A 16,572-nucleotide genomic window follows, 5' to 3' on the forward strand; every position below is an offset into this window, starting at 1 on the left:
CCCTCCCGCTGCGCCCGTGCACCTGCGCCCGTGCACCGGCGCCCGGGCTCAGCCCCGCTGCCCGCCCGCCGCGGGAGGTCGGCGGCCCCGGCCGGACCGGGACCTGCGGGCCCGGCCGGAGTCGTCGGGGGTGCGGTCCCCGCCGTCCGGCCGGGCCGGACCGCAGAACGTCAGCAGGGCCAGGCCCCGCCCGGACGTCGGCGTCACGGTCGCCCCGTCAGCCCAGCGTCGCGCGGTCGAAGGACATCCAGACCGCGCGGCGGTCGGCCCGGGTGCGCACCTCGGCCATCGCCGTCACCCGGCGCTGCTGGTCCGGGGTGGCGCGGTGCTCGACCACGGCCAGCTCGGCGTCGCGCATGGCGCGCTCGGCGGCCCGCTCGGCCGGGGTCTCGGGCAGCTGCTGGCTGGTGTCGTCGTCGTCCGGGACGCTGCCGTCCTCGGCCCGGTAGGGGCTGTCGGGGGGCAGGTTCCCGCTCACCCGGCCGTAGGCGCCCAGGGTCAGCAGCACCAGCCCGGCGACGATCGAGAAGATCACGTTCGCCATGGAGAAGGCCAGGAAGTTCAGGTCGGTCTCCAGGACGGCGAGGTTCGCCAGCGCGGACACCAGGAAGAGCACGCCGATGACCAGCATCGTCGTCGAGGCCACCCGCGACCCGCGGAACGCGGCGACGACCAGGACGAGGGCGGTGACCAGCGAGATGGTCGACAGCAGCCCGTTGGACGACAACCCGGCGACCCGCTGGCCGTCGGTGGAGAAGTAGGCCAGACCGTTGACGAGGCCGAGGACGCCGAAGGCGGCGATCACCGCCGCGACGACCACGGCGCCGATCCGGTGGACGGCCGGGACGAGCCCCTCCTCCTTCTCGGTCGAGGAGGACCAGTGCGGCAGGTGCAGTGCGTGGGTCATCTCAGGAACTCCGGGCGGGAGTCGGGTACCGGGCCGAGCGGCAACCGGCGACCGTGAGCTACCCCACCTTCTGCGGATCAACTCGGTTGGACACGACTTTTCCGTTCCGTTGCCCGTCCCTGCGCGGGAACGTCTGCGGGCGACGTCCTGTTGGGGGGCGGTGGAAGGAGCGTCATGACCCAGCCCAACGCCCGTCAGCCGCACGACACCGATCTGCACTCCGAGTACCTCCGCGCCGACCTGTTCCTCGCCATGGGCCAGCCCATCGAGGCGGCCAAGGTGCTCGAGGGGGTGCTCGAGGCCGAGCCGGACAGCCAGGCCGCCCTCGAACTGCTCGCCCGCAGCTACTTCGGTTCCGCCCAGCTGAACCGGGCCGAGACGTCGTTGACCCGCCTGGTGGAGCTGGCCCCGGCCAACGGCTGGGCCCGCCGGGCACTGGCCCGCACGCTGGAGCGGCAGAGCCGCGCCGCGGACGCCGCCGTCCACCACCGGGTGGCCGACGCCCTCGGCGTGGCCTGAGGGTCAGCGCAGCAGGTCGATCAGCGCCTCGCCGGCGTCGCCGTGGATCGCGGCCGTGCTCGCCTGCGGCCACACCGGCACGGGCCGGTCGAGCTGCGCTGCTGCCGCGTGCAGGACCTGCGTGGGCTGCACCCGTGACCGGGTGAGCAGGGCGATGTCGCGCGGGGTCGGCCGGCGGTCGACCAGCTCGCCGGCCAGGTCCACCACCGCGGCCCGCTCCAGCTCCCGGGCCCAGGGCCCGACCGTGACGCCGTCCCAGCCGACCTGGCGGAACGGCCCCGGCCGCGGGGGTCCGGGAGAGGACGACGACCTCGTGACCCCGGCCGGCCAGGTCGGTGCACCGCCTGCGTCCGAGCGCACCGGACCCACCGGCGACCACGATCCTCATGCCGGCGAACCCGCCCGGCCGCGGCCGGATCGGCGGGAGGCGAGGCAGCCCGGGGCGACGAGCGCCGCCCGGGTGTGGGCGGGAGCGGCCCGGCACCGGACCGCTCCCGCCGTCCTCAGACGACGATCGACAGCAGCAGGACGCCGATCAGGCCGACCACCGAGATCAGGGTCTCCATGACCGACCAGCTCTTGATGGTCTGCCCGACGGTCATCCCGAAGTACTCCTTGACCAGCCAGAACCCTGCGTCGTTGACGTGGGAGAAGAAGAGCGAGCCCGCCCCCACGGCCAGCGCCAGCAGCGCGACGGTCGGGGAGTCCAGCCCCTCGGCGAGCGGGGCGACGATGCCGGCGGCGGTGATGGTCGCGACCGTCGCCGAGCCGGTGGCCAGCCGGATGCCCACGGCGACCAGCCAGCCCAGCACCAGCGGGGAGAGGTCGGCGCCCTCGGCGGCGTCGGCGATCAGGCCGCTGATCCCCGAGTCGACGAGCAGCTGCTTGAACCCGCCGCCGGCCGCGACGATCAGCAGGATGCCGGCGATGGCCGGCAGTGAGCCGCCGATCGTGTCCGAGATCTTCTGCCGGCCGAAGCCGACCGCCGTCCCGAGGGTGAACATGGCGACGACGACGCCGATCAGCAGGGCGATGACCGGGGTGCCGAGCGTGTTGGAGACCGTCCGCAGGGTGGTCCCCTCGTCCAGGGTCAGCTCGCCGATCGCGCCCAGGCCCATCAGCACCACCGGCAGCAGCACCGTGCCGACCGTGGCGCCGAAGCCGGGCTGACGGCGCGCGCCCTCGGCGGGACCGGATCGGTCGCCGGTGTCGAGCAGGTCGCGCTCGTCGGCGTCCGTCGTCCCGGCGCCGGCCGTGCCGGTCTCCCGGCCGCCCACCGCCGCGCCGACCAGGGCGGTCGGGGTGGCCACCTGCAGTCGGTTGCTGATGAAGCTGCCGAACAGCGGGCCGGAGATGATGACCGCGGGGACCGCCAGGATGAGCCCGAACAGCAGGACCAGGCCCAGGCTGGCGCCGAGCGCGTCGATCGCGACGAGCGGCCCCGGGTGCGGCGGGACGAACCCGTGCAGCACCGACAGGCCGGCCAGCGCCGGGATGCCGACCCGGAGCACCGGCTGGGAGCTGCGGTGGGCGACCAGCAGCACGATCGGGATGAGCAGCACCACGCCGATCTCGAAGAACAGCGGGATGCCGATCAGCGCGGCCACCCCGCCCATCGCCCACGGCAGAGCCTGGGGGCTGACCCGGTCGACGATCCGGTTCACCACCCGGTCGGCACCGCCCGAGGCGGTGAGCAGGCCCCCGATCATCGCGCCGAGCGCGATGAGGAGCCCGACGTTGCCGACGGTGGAGCCGACCCCTTGGGAGAAGCTGGCGACGATGTCGCTGACCCCCACCCCGGCGACCACGCCGAGCACCGCCGATCCCAGGATCAGCGCGAGGAAGGGGTGCACCTTGAACACGGTGATCAGCACGACGACGACGGCGATGCCGAGCAGTGCGGCGACCACGAGGAGTGGCTGACTGCTGGTGTGGTCGACCTCGGCGGCCAGGACGGTCATCGCTGCTCAGGGCCTGCGGTCGGCGTCATGATCGCAGTCTCGACCCGGTGGTTGCACAGCGGCAACCGCACCTCGGGGAGTCGCGGGCAGCGACCGGACACCCTCGATCGGCGATTGACCCTGGGCGGTCGACAGCGCACGCTCGCACAGGAACCGCACATCTCGAGAGGGTCACGATGACGTCACCCACGCCCTACCGCCGCATCATGGCGATCGCTGCCCTGCTGGTGCTCGGCCTGTTCGCGCCGACGTTCGCCGGCACCGCCCAGGCGGCGCCACCGCCGTCGGCGGGCGCGCAGTCGTCGATCGAGCCCGTGATCGACGCCAACTTCCCCGACCCCGACATCCTGCTCGTCAACGGCGTCTACCACGCCTACGCGACGAACAACGCCGGGCAGAACGTCCAGCACCAGACGTCGAGGGACCTGGTCCACTGGACGCCGCAGGCCGACGCCCTGCCGGCGCTCGGCGCCTGGACCGGCCCGTGCACCTTCGCTCCCGGCGGGGCGACCGACCGCTGCGTGTGGGCTCCCGAGGTCAGCGCGGTCCAGGGCGGGTACGCGCTGTACTACACCGCGCGGGACGGGACGACGGAGCGCCAGTGCATCGGGGTCGCGACGTCGACCTCGCCGGACGGGCCGTTCGTGCCCGTCGGCACCGAGCCGCTGGTCTGCCCGAACGGGGAGAACGGCACGCAGGACCTCGGCGGGGCGATCGACGCCAGCACCTACCGGGAGAACGGCCAGCTCCACCTGCTGTGGAAGGCCGACGGCAACTGCTGCACCGGCAAGACGGCGATCATCTTCATCCAGCCGCTGTCCGCTGACGGCAGGACGCTCACCGGCCTGCCGACCGAGCTGATCCGCCGCGACCTGCCCTTCGAGGGCAACGTCGTCGAGGCACCGACCCTGGTCCAGCACGACGGCACGTACTACCTCTTCTACTCGGCCAACGACTTCGCCGGGGGTGGCTACCGCACCAACTACGCCACGTCGGCCAGCATCACCGGGCCGTACACCAAGTCGCGCACCGAGCTGATGACCACCGACCGGTTCCAGGGCGACGTGCGGGGCCCCGGTGGCCAGGACGTCGTGACCGAGCCCGACGGCAGCACCTCGATCGTCTTCCACGGCTGGGACCCGACCTACTCCTACCGCGCGATGTACCTCAGTGACCTGAACTGGTCCGCTGCCGGCGTCCCGTCGGTCGAGGAGGCCGCCACCCGCTACGAGGCCGAGCTCGGCGTCGTCACCGCCGCGCGGGTCGTCGCGGACGACACCGCCTCCGGGCTGGCCAAGGTCGGCGGCCTGGACTTCGCCGACAGCTCCGTCACCCTGCAGGTGTTCGCGGCCAAGGCCGGGCCGGGGACCCTCGGCATCCGCTTCGCCAACGGCTCGGAGAAGGGCGGCTACCCCGTCGAGTCGACCGACACCGTCACGGTCAACGGCCGGGACGCCGGCACCGTGACCTTCTGGCACACCACCTGGGGCAACTGGCAGATGGTCGAGCACCAGGTGCAGCTGCAGAAGGGCTGGAACACGGTCACCCTGACCCGCGGCACCTTCTACGCCGAGCTCGACGCGGTCGACGTGTACTGACCTCCGCGGCAGCGACGGGCCCTCGGCCGGGGAACACCCCGGCCGGGGGCCCGTCGTGCTGAGCGGGGGCCGGTCGGCTGCGGGGCCCACCCCGGGGCTGTGGTGTGCTGGATGCCGCCGCGCCCAGAGCCACGACTCGAGCACACCTGCTCGGCCAGGAGAACCCCGATGAACCGCCGCACCGCCCCGCGCCTGCTCCTCACCCTCGCCGTCGCCGCCTCGCTGACCGCCTGCGGCGGGGACGACGAAGGGGCGTCGTCCGCCGGGTCGGGGGCGACGTCCTCGTCCTGCGAGAGCCGGCCGCCGTCGACGGAGGCGCCGGCCGGGGTCAGCGCCGACCTCGCGGTCAAGCCCGAGGCGCCCTGCTTCGACGCGGCGCCGCCGACCGACCTGGTGGTCAGCGACGTGGTGGTCGGCACCGGCGCCGAGGCCGTGGCCGGCAGCACCGCGACGATGAAGTACGTCGGCGCCTTCTACGAGACCGGCGAGGAGTTCGACTCCTCCTGGAGCAGCGGGGCGGACGAGACGTTCCCGGTGACCGTCGGCGGCGGGCAGGTCATCGCCGGCTTCGACCAGGCCGTCGAGGGCATGCAGGTGGGCGGACGGCGGATGGTCGTGATCCCCAGCGACCTCGGGTACGGCCCGGACGGCGCGGGACCCATCCCCGGCGACGCGACCCTGACCTTCATCATCGACTGTGTCGACGTCACCTGAGCAGCGGTCAGAGCAACCGGGCGCGACCGGCCTGCACGCCCGCGGCCGCCTGGACGACCAGGACGGCGAGCAGCACCCACAGCGGCGCGGTCCAGCTGCCGGTCGCGTCGTGCAGCGCCCCCAGCAGGACCGGGCCGGCAGCGGCCAGGGCGTACCCGACGGACTGGGCCATCCCGGACAGCGCCGCGGCCTGGTGGTGGTCGTGGGTGCGCAGCCCGAACAGGGACAGGGCGAGGACGATGTTGGCACCACCGCCGGCGCCGGCGAGCACGATCCACAGCAGCGAGGCCGCCGGCAGGGCCAGCTGACCCGCGATGCCGATGGCCACCAGCGCGGCCGCGCCACCGATCAGCAGCCGCTGGTCCGCGCGGCGGGGGATGAGCCGCGCTGTCGCCAGGTTGGCGAGCAGGCCGGCGACCTGGAGCGCGAAGAGGTGCCAGCCCGACGCGGCGGCGGAGGTGCCGTGAGCCTGCTCCACCGAGGGCCACCAGGTGATCAGCGTGTAGTAGACGGTCGACTGCGTCCCCATGAACACGGTGACCTGCCAGGCCAGCGCCGATCCCCACGGCGACCGGGAGCGGACCGTGGTCACCGCGTCCACCGGCACGCTGCGGCGCCGGAGCCGGGGGAGGAAGACCGCCAGCGCGATCAGGGCCAGCCCGGCCCAGATGCCCAGCGCGAGCCGCCAGCCGTGCTGGGTCGTGCCGGCCAGCGGGACCGCGAAACCGGACGCCAGCGCCGCGGCGGCGCCCTGGACCGAGGAGTAGAGGCCGGTGACCTGGCCGATCCTGTCCGGGTACTCCCGCTTGACCAGGGACGGCAGCAGCACGTTGATCACCGCGATGGCGATCCCGAGGAAGGCGGTGCCCACCCACAGTGCGGGGATCGAGGGCAGCGAACGGACCACCGTCGCCACGGCGAGGACAGCGAGCGCGGCGCCCAGCGCGCGCTCGATGCCGATCCGGCGGGCCAGGGCCGGCGCGAGCGGGGACACCACGGCGAACGCGACCAGTGGCAGGCTGACCAGCACCGACGCCGTCGCACCGCCGATGTCCAGGTCGGTCCGGATGTCCTCGATGACCGGGCCGACCGAGGTGATCGCAGCCCGGAGGTTGACCGCGATGAGCAGGATGCCGGCCAGCAGCAGCCCGGACCGGGGGGCCGTGCCGGTCCGGGTGCCGGTCGCCGTACCGCTGGCCATGGGGGATCTCCTCGTCGTCGACGGCGGCTGCCGCCGGTTTCGCTGTGCAACTGAGCCGCGGGTCACGGTAGCCGGTGGTCGGTCGACGGGCCGAGCGCCCGCTCCGATCCGGCCGACCCGCCGGGTAGCGTCTGGGTCACCCACGGCAGTGCAGCAGGGAAGCCGGTGCAAGACCGGCGCGGTCCCGCCACTGTGACCCCCGATCCGGGGGAGCCAGACACCTCGGCTGCCGTGCCCGACGACCCGGGGCGCGGACCCCGAGGGAGGCACGGCCTTGAGCTCTCGCACCTACACCCTGCTGTCGACGTCGGACACCGACCTGCTGTCGGCCCGCTCGAGCACCGCGGACTGGCGGCTGGGCAACCCGGCCCGGCTCGGTGCCGCCGGGATGGTCGAGCTCGCCGCCGGCAGCGACCTCGTCGTCGTCCGGATCCTCGGCGTGCGCCGGCAGTACGAGGAGGTGCTGGCCCCGCTGCTGGCCGGGCCGGCGCCGGTCGTCGTCCTCGGTGGGGAGAACGTGCCCGACGCCGAGTTGATGGAGCTGTCGACCGTCCCGATCGGCGTGGCCACCGAGGCGCACGGCTACCTCGCGCAGGGCGGCCCGGACAACCTGGCGCAGCTGCACCGCTTCCTCGGTGACACGGTGCTGCTCGAGGGCGAGGGCTTCGAGCCGCCGTCGGTCGCGCCGGAGTGGGGGGTGCTCGACCGGGAGTCGCGGGGGAGCGGCCCGGTCGTCGCCGTCCTGTACTACCGGGCGCACCACCTGTCCGGGAACACCGGCTTCGTCGAGGCGCTGTGCACCGCGATCGAGGACGCCGGCGGCCGCGCGCTGCCGGTGTTCACCGCCTCGCTGCGCACGGTCGAGCCGGGCCTGGTCGAGGTGCTGCGCACCGCCGACGCCCTCGTGGTCACCGTGCTCGCCGCCGGCGGGTCCCGGCCGGCCACCGCCCAGGCCGGCGGCGACGACGGCGCCTGGGACGTCGGCGAGCTGGCGGGGCTCGACGTCCCGGTGGTGCAGGGGCTGTGCCTGACGTCCAGCCGCGCCGACTGGGCGGCCAGCGACGACGGGCTGTCCCCGCTCGACGTCGGCAACCAGGTCGCCATCCCGGAGTTCGACGGCCGGCTGATCAGCGTGCCGTTCAGCTTCAAGGAGACCGACGCCGACGGGCTGACCTCCTACGTCGCCGACCCCGAGCGGGCCGCGCGGGTCGCCGGGACGGCGGTCGCGCACGCCCGGCTCCGGCACACCCCGCCCGGCGAGCGCCGGATCGTGGTCATGCTCAGCGCCTACCCGACCAAGCACGCCCGGATCGGCAACGCGGTCGGGCTGGACACCCCGGCGTCGGTCGTCCGGCTGCTGGCCGCGATGTCCGGCGCCGGGTACGACATCGGCCCGTTCGACGGCCCCGAGGCGCTGCCCGGCGTCGCCGACCTGGACGGCGACGCGCTGGTGCACGCGCTCATCGCCGCCGGCGGGCAGGACGAGAACTGGCTCACCGAGGAGCAGCTGTCCGGCAACCCCGTGCGCATCTCCGCCGCCGACTACCAGCGGCACTTCGACACGCTGCCGGCCGAGCTGCGCGAGGCGATGACCGAGCACTGGGGTCCTGCCCCCGGTGCGCTGTTCGTCGACGACGGGCACATCGTCTTCGCCGCCCTGCGCGCCGGGAACGTCGTGGTGATGGTCCAGCCGCCGCGCGGCTTCGGGGAGAACCCGATTGCGATCTACCACGACCCGGACCTGCCACCGTCGCACCACTACCTGGCCGCCTACTGGTGGCTGCGGTCGGGATTCGGGGCGCACGCGATGGTGCACGTCGGCAAGCACGGCAACCTGGAGTGGCTGCCGGGCAAGACCGTCGGGATGTCGGCGGCCTGCGGGCCGGACGCCGCCATCGGCGACCTGCCGCTGGTCTACCCGTTCCTGGTCAACGACCCGGGCGAGGGCACCCAGGCCAAGCGCCGCGCGCACGCCACCCTGGTCGACCACATGGTGCCGCCGATGGCGCGGGCCGACTCCTACGGCGACATCGCCCGGCTGGAGCAGCTGCTCGACGAGCACGCCAACATCGCCGCGATGGACCCGGCGAAGCTGCCGGCGGTCCGCCAGCAGATCTGGACGCTGCTGCAGGCGGCCAAGCTGGACCACGACCTGGGCCTGGACCAGCGCCCCGAGGACGACCACTTCGACGAGATGATCCTGCACGTCGACGGCTGGCTGTGCGAGATCAAGGACTCGCAGATCCGCGACGGGCTGCACGTGCTCGGCGCCCCGCCGTCCGGCTCGGACCGGGTCGACCTGGTGCTGGCGATGCTGCGCGCCCGGCAGATCTGGGGCGGCGCGGTGGCGCTGCCCGGGCTGCGCGAGGCGCTCGGGCTGACCGAGGACGGCACCGCCGGCCTGCACGCCACCGACGCCGTCGAGGCCCGGGCGGCCGCGCTGGTCGCCGGCATGGAGGAGCGCGGCTGGGACGCCTCGGCGATCGCCGACGTCGTCGGCGGGGTGCTCGGGACGACGAACGACCAGGTCACGGCCGTTCTGCGGTTCGCCGTCGACGAGGTGGTCCCCCGGCTCGAGCGCACCACCGACGAGCTGGACATGACGCTGCACGCCCTCGAGGGCGGCTACGTGCCGGCCGGGCCGTCCGGCTCGCCGCTGCGCGGGCTGGTCAACGTGCTGCCGACCGGCCGGAACTTCTACTCCGTCGACCCCCGCGCCATCCCGTCCCGGCTGGCCTGGGAGACCGGGTCGGCGATGGCCGAGTCGCTGGTCGAGCGCTACCAGGCCGACCACGACGGGCAGTTCCCGCGCTCGGTCGGGCTGTCGGTGTGGGGCACCTCGGCGATGCGCACGTCCGGCGACGACGTGGCCGAGGTGCTGGCGCTGCTCGGCGTCCGGCCAGTCTGGGACGACGCGTCCCGGCGGGTCACCGGCCTGGAGCCGATCGACCTCGACGAGCTGGGCCGGCCGCGGATCGACGTCACGGTGCGGATCTCGGGCTTCTTCCGGGACGCCTTCCCGCACGTGGTGACCATGCTGGACGACGCGGTGACGCTGGTGGCCGGTCTCCCCGAGTCCGCTGAGCGGAACTACGTGCGTGACCACGTCGAGGCCGACCTGGCCACCCACGGCGACCGGCGGCGGGCCACCACCCGGGTGTTCGGCTCCAAGCCGGGCGCCTACGGGGCCGGGCTGCTGTCGCTGATCGACTCCCGGGACTGGCGCGGGGACGCCGACCTGGCCGAGGTCTACGCGGTGTGGGGCGGCTACGCCTACGGCCGCGACCTGGACGGCGTGAACGCCCGACCGGACATGGAGGCGGCCTACAAGCGGATCGCGGTCGCCGCCAAGAACGTCGACACCCGTGAGCACGACATCGCCGACTCCGACGACTACTTCCAGTACCACGGCGGGATGGTCGCCACCGTCCGCGCGCTGACCGGTACGTCGCCGGAGGCCTACATCGGCGACTCGACGCGGCCCGAGCAGGTCAGGACCCGCTCGCTGGTCGAGGAGACCTCCCGCGTCTTCCGCGCCCGGGTGGTCAACCCCAAGTGGCTGGCCGCCATGCGCCGGCACGGCTACAAGGGCGCCTTCGAGCTCGCCGCGACCGTCGACTACCTGTTCGGCTACGACGCCACCACCGGCGTGGTCGCCGACTGGATGTACGAGAAGCTCGCGCAGACCTACGTGCTCGACCCGGAGAACCGCGAGTTCATGGAGAAGTCCAACCCCTGGGCGCTGCACGGCATCGCGGAGCGGCTGCTGGAGGCCGTCGACCGCGAGATGTGGGCATCGCCGGACCCGGAGCTGCTGGCCCAGCTCCAGCAGGCCTACCTGGACACCGAGGGAGACCTCGAGGGCGGCGACACCCCCGCGCAGTCCGGCGCGCACTGAGCTCGCTGCGGCGCTCCGGGATCAGCGGAAGGACCCCGTCCCTCTCACCCCTCGCAAGCTCGGGGCGAGCCTCCGGACGGGGCCGATGAGCCACGCCGGAGAGCGATGAGTTCGTCGTCGCCGGGCGGTCTGGTGCTGCATGGCGACGACTCTGCTGGCGATCGGCACGCGCAAGGGGCTCTGGCTGGCGACGAGTGAGGACCGGCGCAGCTGGTCGCTGTCCTCGCCGCACTTCCTGATGACCGAGGTGCCCAGCGTGGGCATCGACACCCGCGGCGGGCGGACCCGGCTGATGGTCGGGGTCCGCTCGGAGCACTTCGGCCCGACCGTCGTGCACTCCGACGACCTGGGCGTCACCTGGGACGAGCCGGAGCACGGCGCCATCCGCTTCCCGGCCGACACCGGCGCCGCCGTGGAGCGGATCTGGCAGCTGCAGCCGGACGCCGCCGACCGGCCCGGGGTGGTCTGGGCGGGCTGCGAGCCGATCTCGGTGTGGCGCTCGGAGGACGGCGGCGACTCGTTCACGCTGAGCCGCGGCCTGTGGGACCACCCGCACCGGATGAAGTGGGGCGCGGGCTACGGCGGAGCGGCCGCGCACTCGGTCGTGCCGGGCCCGGACGGCACGGTGCACGTCGCGATGAGCACCGGCGGGGTCTACCGGACGACGGACGGCGGGGGGTCCTGGCGGCCGCGCAACTCCGGCATCTCGGCCTACTTCATGCCCGGGCCGGCGCCGGAGTTCGGCCAGTGCGTGCACAAGATCGCCCGGGACGCCGTCGACCCGCGGCGGCTGTACGCGCAGAACCACCACGGCGTGTACCGCTCCGACGACGACGGCGACTCGTGGACCTCGATCGCCGACGGGCTGCCCTCTGACTTCGGCTTCGTGATGCTGGCGCACCCGCACCGTTCCGGGACCATCTGGGTGGTGCCGCTGGTCGCCGACGGCGAGCGGATCCCACCCGACGGGGAACTGGCGGTGCACCGCAGCGACGACGCCGGGTCGAGCTGGCGCCGGCTGACCGACGGGCTGCCGGCGCACGAGTACAACGCGGTGCTGCGCGACGCGGCCTGCGTCGACGCGGGCGACCCGGTCGGCGTGTACGTCGGCACCCGCGGTGGCGAGGTGTACGCCAGCGCGGACGAGGGGGAGTCGTTCAGCACCGTCGCCTCCCACCTGCCCGACGTGCTCTGCGTGCGGGCGGCGGTGCTGCCATGACGGTCCAGGTGCTGCTCCCGCGGCTGCTGGCCGACTGCACCGGCGGCCGGACGTCGATGGCGCTGGACGTGCCGGCCCCGACGACCGTCCGCGCGCTGCTCGACGTGCTCGCCGCCGAGCACCCGGTGTTCGGCCGCCGGGTCCGCGACGAGACCGGAGCGCTGCGCCGGCACGTCAACGTCTACGTCGACGGTGAGGAGGTCCGCCGGCTGTCCGGGCTCGACACGCCGGTGCCGGCCGACGCCGAGGTCATGGTGGTCCAGTCCGTGGCCGGTGGCTGAGCGCAACGCCACGCCGTGCTCCCAGGCCCGGGAGCCGTCCGGCGCGCTGCCGGACGCGACGGGGAGGACGGTGACCAGATGGGCATCCTGAGCAGGCTGACCGGCTCGGCGAAGAGCACCGGCGCGCGCAGCACCGGGGCGGGCGCCACCGGCAGGCGCACCACCACCGGCAAGGGCATGGGCGGTGGACTGGGCGGTCGGGCCACCGACGACCGCGGGCTGACCGGGCGTTCGTTCGGGGGCTTCCGCTCCCGCAGCCAGGCCGGCACCGGCCGGGCGGGCACCACCGGGGGGCAGTCCCGGGGCGGACGTTCCTTCAAGGGCTTCGGCACCCGCGGTCAGGCCGCCGCCGGACGTGGGCGCGCCGCTGCCAAGTCCTCCGGTGGGATCGGCAAGCTGTTCGGGCGCTGAGTCAGCGCACCAGCACCGCGGCGGCCAGCAGGGCGACCGTCGCCGTCACCTCGCCCATCGCGCCCATCACGTCACCGTTGACCCCGCCGAGGCGGGCCTGGGCCCGGCGGCGCAGTGCGCCCGCGGCCAGCCAGCCCAGGGCCGTGGCGCCGACCAGGGCCGCAGCCCGCCCCCACCCGTGCCCGGAGGCGAGGACGACGGCGGCGACGGCGGCCAGGAAGACGACCACCGTGCCGGCCAGCCAGCGCCGCGACACGGTGCCGGCCACCGCGGCGCCCAGCGTCGAGCCCGCGGCGATCGGGGTGCCGGCCAGCCCGGTGCCGGCCATCGCCACCCGGGCCGCGACCGTCGCCGCGGGCAGGGCTGACCAGCCCCCGTCGACGGTCAGCAGCTGCGCCGTGCAGGCGACCTGCAGCAGCAGGGTCAGCACGAGGGTGGTCACGCCGAAGGGGCCCACGTCACCCGCCCGCATCACCTGCAGGGCCCGCTCGCGGCCGCGCAGCGGGCCCAGGCCGTCCGCGGTGTCGGCCAGGCCGTCCAGGTGCAGGCCGCGGGTCAGCGCCGCGAGCACGACCACGGCGAGGACGGCGCCGACCAGCGGGCCGGCGGAGCGGCCGCCGAGCCACCCCACCCCGGTGGCCAGCGCGCCGAGGACGAGCCCGACCAGCGGCGCCCACGGCAGCACCCCGCGGGCCGACGACGCGGCCGGGACCCGGGCGATGCTGAGCACGGCGAAGGCCTCGGCCGGACCCGACCAGGGCCGGCGGGTCGCCGGGCTCACCGGCGCACCTCCGGACGGCGGCGGTGCCTGCCTCCCCGCCGGGTCACCGGAGGCGCTGGGGGAGACCGGCGACGACGAACCACACCTCGTCGGCGGTGGCGGCCAGCCGCTGGTTGACCGACCCGAGGGTGTCCCGGAACAACCGGCCGGCGCGCGTCTCGGGCACCACACCCAGACCGACCTCGTCGCTGACGGCCACCACGTGCGCAGGCGTCATCACCCAGTTGTTGACCAGTGCGTCGCAGCGCCCGGCGAGCCGCTCCAACGCGGCCCGGCCGTCGCCGGACCGGTCGGCGGCGTGGGCGCCCCCGGCGTCGACCGCGTCCCAGACCCCGGTCTCGTCCATCAGCGCGGCGACCCAGGTGGTGATGCTGTCGACCAGCACGGCACCGCCCCGCACGAGCTCCGAGGGCGCGGTGCTCTCCACGGTGGTCCAGCTGACCGGACGGCGTGACCGGTGGGCGGCGATCCGGTCGCTCCACTCGGCGTCGGCGTCGTCCCGGCGGGAGGTGGCCAGGTAGGTGACCTCCAGCTCGCTGTCGAGCAGGTGCTCGGCATGGGCGGACTTCCCCGACCGAGAACCGCCCAGCACCAGGATCTTGCTCATGGCTCGACTCCGGGGTCGTTCCGCACCAGCTCCAGCCGGGTGACCGACCCGTTGTGCGGCGTGACCGCGGGCAGCTGGTCCGGGCCGAGCCCGGCTGCCACCGCCTGGGCCGCCCGGATGGTGTCGCCGTGCGTCACCAGGGCGAGCACCGGGGCCGGCGGGTCGGCCAGCAGCTGCCCGAACAGCCCGGCGACCCGCCCGTGCAGCTGGGCGAGGCTCTCCCCGCCCTCGGCGCACCAGTGCGGGTCGGTCCAGTCCACGACGTCCCACAGCTCGCGGGACGGCCGCCCCTCGAGCACGCCGTAGCCCTGCTCGCGCAGCGCCGGGGTGGTCGCGACGGCGAGCCCGGTGGCCGCCGCGCAGTGCTCCGCCGTCTGCACCGCGCGCAGCAGGTCGCTGGACAGCAGCACGCCGGGTCCGGAGCCGTCGCGGGCCAGCACGGCCAGCTCCGCAGCCGCACGGGCGGCCTGCTGGTGGCCGAGCTCGGTCAACGGCACGTGCGGCGTCTGCCCCTGCATGAGGCCGGCGGCGTTCCACTCGCTCTGGCCGTGCCGGACGAGGAGCAGGGTCAGCGAGGCGGCCATCGTCGGGGGAGCCTATGCGGCCGACGGCTCCGGGGTGCCGGTGGTCCGGCGCCGCGCGGCTCGTACCGTCGCAGCCGTGACCATCCCGCTCCGCCCCGGCGCCGGCCGTGTCTCCCGACCGGCGGCCCGCCCGACCGGTCCTGATCCGCTGGCCGGCCTGCTGGGCCTGCCCGGTGTCGCCGAGGCCGCCGAGGCCGCCCGCACTTCGGTCGACCGTCTCCTCGGCCACAAGGTGCTGCGCCGGGAGTCAGCCGGGGTCAGCGCGGAGTCGGCGCTGCGCGGTGCGCGGGCCTCGGCCGCGCTCGAGGGCGTGGACCTGCCGCTGGCAGCGCTCCGGGCCGGCGAGGTCGACGACCCGACGGTGCAGGGTGCGCTGCGGGTCTCCGTGGGGCTGGGCTCGATGGTGGAGACCTGGGACCGGGCGCCGGGCCAGGTGCTCGCCCGGCTGCACGTGCTGGCCGCCACCGGTCTCGCCGGCCCGGCCGATCTCGGCCGGCCCTCCGGGAACGCCGGGCCGCGGCTGGCCGGGCTGTTCGGCGTCATCACCGGCACGACCACCGTCCCGGCGGTCGTGGTCGCCGGTGTCGTGCACGGCGAGCTCGCGGCGCTGGCGCCGTTCGGCACGCAGGACGGCGTGGTCGCCCGGGCCGCCGGCCGGCTCGTGGGCATCACCCGCGGCCTGGACCCGAAGGCGGTCTCCGTGCCCGAGGTCGGGCTCGCCGAGCTCGGGCGGGACGCCTACGCGGAGGCGCTCGCCGGGTACCGCTCGGGTGAGCCCACCGGCGTGGCCGGCTGGCTCGTGCACTGCGCCCGGGGCACCGAGCTCGGCGCGACCGAGGGCCTGGCGATCTGCGAGGCGATGCTCCGCGGCTGAGCGCTCAGGCCCCCCGGCGGCGCCGCCGGGTCGCCGACGAGGCGACCGGGGCGGCGAGCGGCACGACGTCGGGCAGCCCGGGCACGGCCCGGAGGGCCCGGCGCCGGGCGTACCAGGCCAGCCCGGCCACCGCCGCGCCGACGCCGACGGCGGCGCTGGTCACCGCCGGCGCGCGACCGCCGGAGAACCGGGACCGCAGCCGCACCGGCCGGTTGAACTGCAGCACCGGCCAGCCGCGCTCGGCGGCCACCCTGCGCAGACCGCGGTCGGGGTTGACCGCGGTGGGGTGGCCGACCGCCTCGAGCATCGGCACGTCGGTCACCGAGTCGCTGTAGGCCCAGCAGTCGGCCAGGTCCCAGCCCTCCTCGGCGGCGACCTCGCGCATCGCAGCTGCCTTGTTCGCCCCGTAGGCGTAGAAGGCGATCTCGCCGGTGTACCGGCCGTCGACGGTGACCATCCGGGTGGCGACGACCCGGTCGACACCGAGCATCTCCCCGATCGGCCCGACCATCTCGGCACCGCTGCTGGAGACGATGACGACCTCCCGACCGGCCGCGCGGTGCTCCTCGATCAGGTCGGCGGCCTCGGCGTAGACGAGCGGGTCGACGATCTCGTGCAGGGTCTCCCGCACGATGTCGTGGACCACCGTCACGTCCCACCCCGTCGTCATGGCGGTGATCTGACGACGCATCCGCTCCATCTGGTCGGCGTCGGCGCCGGCCAGGGAGAACACGAACTGCGCGTAGGCGCCCTTGAGGACGGCGCGGCGGTTGATCAGCCCGCCCTGGAAGAACGGGCGTCCGAAGGCCAGCGTGCTGGACTTCGCGATGACCGTCTTGTCGAGGTCGAAGAACGCTGCGGCGCAGGTCACATCCTCCACGGTAGGTGGATCGGCAGTTCCGGCGGCCGGGCGCACCGCCGTCCACACCCCGAGGGGTCATCCACAGATCCGGCCGGGCACTGTCCCGGGCCGCCGGACCACGCTGGGCTGGTCCCGTGCCTGCCTCGTCCCCCACC

The 16,572-nt window shown here is 74.7% G+C and carries 16 protein-coding genes and 1 riboswitch; of the genes, 8 read left to right on the forward strand and 8 right to left on the reverse strand.

Annotated elements, in window-relative coordinates:
* Window positions 1–217: 217 nt before the first annotated feature.
* Entirely contained in the window at window positions 218–907 is a 690-nt protein-coding gene (locus FHL79_RS22800; RefSeq protein WP_138760846.1) for a DUF4383 domain-containing protein, read from the reverse strand.
* Between the two features lie 174 nt (window positions 908–1,081).
* Between FHL79_RS22800 and FHL79_RS22805 the strand changes: the two genes are divergently transcribed.
* Window positions 1,082–1,426 (forward strand): tetratricopeptide repeat protein, encoded by a 345-nt coding sequence (locus FHL79_RS22805; protein ID WP_138760847.1) that lies wholly within the window; start codon window positions 1,082–1,084, stop codon window positions 1,424–1,426.
* Between the two features lie 3 nt (window positions 1,427–1,429).
* Here FHL79_RS22805 and FHL79_RS22810 read toward each other — a convergent pair whose 3' ends face one another.
* Together FHL79_RS22810 and FHL79_RS22815 are read right to left on the reverse strand one after the other, a co-directional pair.
* Entirely contained in the window at window positions 1,430–1,786 is a 357-nt protein-coding gene (locus tag FHL79_RS22810) for a Rossmann-fold NAD(P)-binding domain-containing protein (RefSeq protein ID WP_138760848.1), read from the reverse strand.
* Window positions 1,787–1,929: 143 nt separating this feature from the next.
* Entirely contained in the window at window positions 1,930–3,387 is a 1,458-nt protein-coding gene (locus tag FHL79_RS22815; RefSeq protein WP_138760849.1) for a GntT/GntP/DsdX family permease, read from the reverse strand.
* A 206-nt stretch (window positions 3,388–3,593) separates the two neighbouring features.
* Between FHL79_RS22815 and FHL79_RS22820 the strand changes: the two genes are divergently transcribed.
* Window positions 3,594–4,985, forward strand: coding sequence for a family 43 glycosylhydrolase (locus FHL79_RS22820; RefSeq protein ID WP_218938576.1), 1,392 nt, complete (start codon window positions 3,594–3,596; stop codon window positions 4,983–4,985).
* 168 nt (window positions 4,986–5,153) lie between these two features.
* Window positions 5,154–5,699, forward strand: a complete 546-nt coding sequence (locus FHL79_RS22825; protein ID WP_138760850.1) for an FKBP-type peptidyl-prolyl cis-trans isomerase — start codon at window positions 5,154–5,156, stop codon at window positions 5,697–5,699.
* A gap of 7 nt (window positions 5,700–5,706) precedes the next feature.
* Here FHL79_RS22825 and FHL79_RS22830 read toward each other — a convergent pair whose 3' ends face one another.
* Window positions 5,707–6,900, reverse strand: a complete 1,194-nt coding sequence (locus FHL79_RS22830) for a CynX/NimT family MFS transporter (RefSeq protein ID WP_138760851.1) — start codon at window positions 6,898–6,900, stop codon at window positions 5,707–5,709.
* 155 nt (window positions 6,901–7,055) lie between these two features.
* Window positions 7,056–7,123: riboswitch (cobalamin riboswitch) on the forward strand.
* A gap of 51 nt (window positions 7,124–7,174) precedes the next feature.
* Here FHL79_RS22830 and cobN point away from each other — a divergent pair.
* The 4 genes from cobN (at window position 7,175) to FHL79_RS22850 (ending at window position 12,709) form a co-directional block, all read left to right on the forward strand.
* Window positions 7,175–10,798, forward strand: coding sequence for a cobaltochelatase subunit CobN (cobN, locus tag FHL79_RS22835; RefSeq protein ID WP_138760852.1), 3,624 nt, complete (start codon window positions 7,175–7,177; stop codon window positions 10,796–10,798).
* 139 nt (window positions 10,799–10,937) lie between these two features.
* Entirely contained in the window at window positions 10,938–12,017 is a 1,080-nt protein-coding gene (locus FHL79_RS22840; RefSeq protein WP_138760853.1) for a WD40/YVTN/BNR-like repeat-containing protein, read from the forward strand.
* Complete coding sequence (locus FHL79_RS22845) at window positions 12,014–12,298, forward strand: MoaD/ThiS family protein (RefSeq protein WP_138760854.1); 285 nt, start codon at window positions 12,014–12,016, stop codon at window positions 12,296–12,298. Before FHL79_RS22840 ends, FHL79_RS22845 begins: the two co-directional genes overlap by 4 nt.
* A 78-nt stretch (window positions 12,299–12,376) precedes the next feature.
* A complete protein-coding gene (locus tag FHL79_RS22850; protein ID WP_138760855.1) occupies window positions 12,377–12,709 on the forward strand; it encodes a hypothetical protein in 333 nt (110 codons plus the stop codon).
* Window position 12,710: 1 nt separating this feature from the next.
* Here FHL79_RS22850 and FHL79_RS22855 read toward each other — a convergent pair whose 3' ends face one another.
* From FHL79_RS22855 to FHL79_RS22865, 3 genes are read right to left on the reverse strand one after another with little or no spacing between them, the layout of a single operon-like run.
* On the reverse strand, window positions 12,711–13,490 hold the full coding sequence (locus tag FHL79_RS22855) for an adenosylcobinamide-GDP ribazoletransferase (protein ID WP_138760856.1): 780 nt from the start codon (window positions 13,488–13,490) through the stop codon (window positions 12,711–12,713).
* 43 nt (window positions 13,491–13,533) lie between these two features.
* Window positions 13,534–14,097: a bifunctional adenosylcobinamide kinase/adenosylcobinamide-phosphate guanylyltransferase gene (gene cobU / locus FHL79_RS22860; protein WP_138760857.1), complete on the reverse strand. Its 564-nt coding sequence runs from the start codon at window positions 14,095–14,097 to the stop codon at window positions 13,534–13,536.
* Window positions 14,094–14,681, reverse strand: a complete 588-nt coding sequence (locus tag FHL79_RS22865) for a histidine phosphatase family protein (protein ID WP_138760858.1) — start codon at window positions 14,679–14,681, stop codon at window positions 14,094–14,096. The genes cobU and FHL79_RS22865 overlap by 4 nt, the downstream gene beginning before the upstream one ends.
* Before the next feature lie 76 nt (window positions 14,682–14,757).
* On the opposite strand from FHL79_RS22865, the gene FHL79_RS22870 reads away from it, so the two are divergent.
* A complete protein-coding gene (locus FHL79_RS22870) occupies window positions 14,758–15,555 on the forward strand; it encodes a Fic family protein (RefSeq protein WP_171058303.1) in 798 nt (265 codons plus the stop codon).
* 4 nt (window positions 15,556–15,559) lie between these two features.
* Here the strand turns inward: FHL79_RS22870 and FHL79_RS22875 are convergent, their stop codons facing one another.
* Window positions 15,560–16,426, reverse strand: a complete 867-nt coding sequence (locus tag FHL79_RS22875; RefSeq protein WP_138760859.1) for an HAD family hydrolase — start codon at window positions 16,424–16,426, stop codon at window positions 15,560–15,562.
* Between the last annotated feature and the right edge of the window lie 146 nt (window positions 16,427–16,572).

Origin of the sequence: Modestobacter altitudinis, from assembly GCF_005930475.1 — a bacterium.
Taxonomy (GTDB): Bacteria; Actinomycetota; Actinomycetes; order Mycobacteriales; family Geodermatophilaceae; genus Modestobacter; species Modestobacter altitudinis.

Excerpts from the sequence above, each read along its gene's own strand:
- FHL79_RS22800 (WP_138760846.1), bottom strand. The coding sequence starts at position 907 with ATGACCCACGCACTGCACCTGCCGCACTGGTCCTCCTCGACCGAGAAG.
- FHL79_RS22805 (WP_138760847.1), top strand. The coding sequence starts at position 1,082 with ATGACCCAGCCCAACGCCCGTCAGCCGCACGACACCGATCTGCACTCC.
- FHL79_RS22815 (WP_138760849.1), bottom strand. The coding sequence starts at position 3,387 with ATGACCGTCCTGGCCGCCGAGGTCGACCACACCAGCAGTCAGCCACTC.
- FHL79_RS22820 (WP_218938576.1), top strand. The coding sequence starts at position 3,594 with ATGGCGATCGCTGCCCTGCTGGTGCTCGGCCTGTTCGCGCCGACGTTC.
- FHL79_RS22825 (WP_138760850.1), top strand. The coding sequence starts at position 5,154 with ATGAACCGCCGCACCGCCCCGCGCCTGCTCCTCACCCTCGCCGTCGCC.
- FHL79_RS22830 (WP_138760851.1), bottom strand. The coding sequence starts at position 6,900 with ATGGCCAGCGGTACGGCGACCGGCACCCGGACCGGCACGGCCCCCCGG.
- FHL79_RS22840 (WP_138760853.1), top strand. The coding sequence starts at position 10,938 with ATGGCGACGACTCTGCTGGCGATCGGCACGCGCAAGGGGCTCTGGCTG.
- FHL79_RS22845 (WP_138760854.1), top strand. The coding sequence starts at position 12,014 with ATGACGGTCCAGGTGCTGCTCCCGCGGCTGCTGGCCGACTGCACCGGC.
- FHL79_RS22850 (WP_138760855.1), top strand. The coding sequence starts at position 12,377 with ATGGGCATCCTGAGCAGGCTGACCGGCTCGGCGAAGAGCACCGGCGCG.
- cobU (WP_138760857.1), bottom strand. The coding sequence starts at position 14,097 with ATGAGCAAGATCCTGGTGCTGGGCGGTTCTCGGTCGGGGAAGTCCGCC.
- FHL79_RS22865 (WP_138760858.1), bottom strand. The coding sequence starts at position 14,681 with ATGGCCGCCTCGCTGACCCTGCTCCTCGTCCGGCACGGCCAGAGCGAG.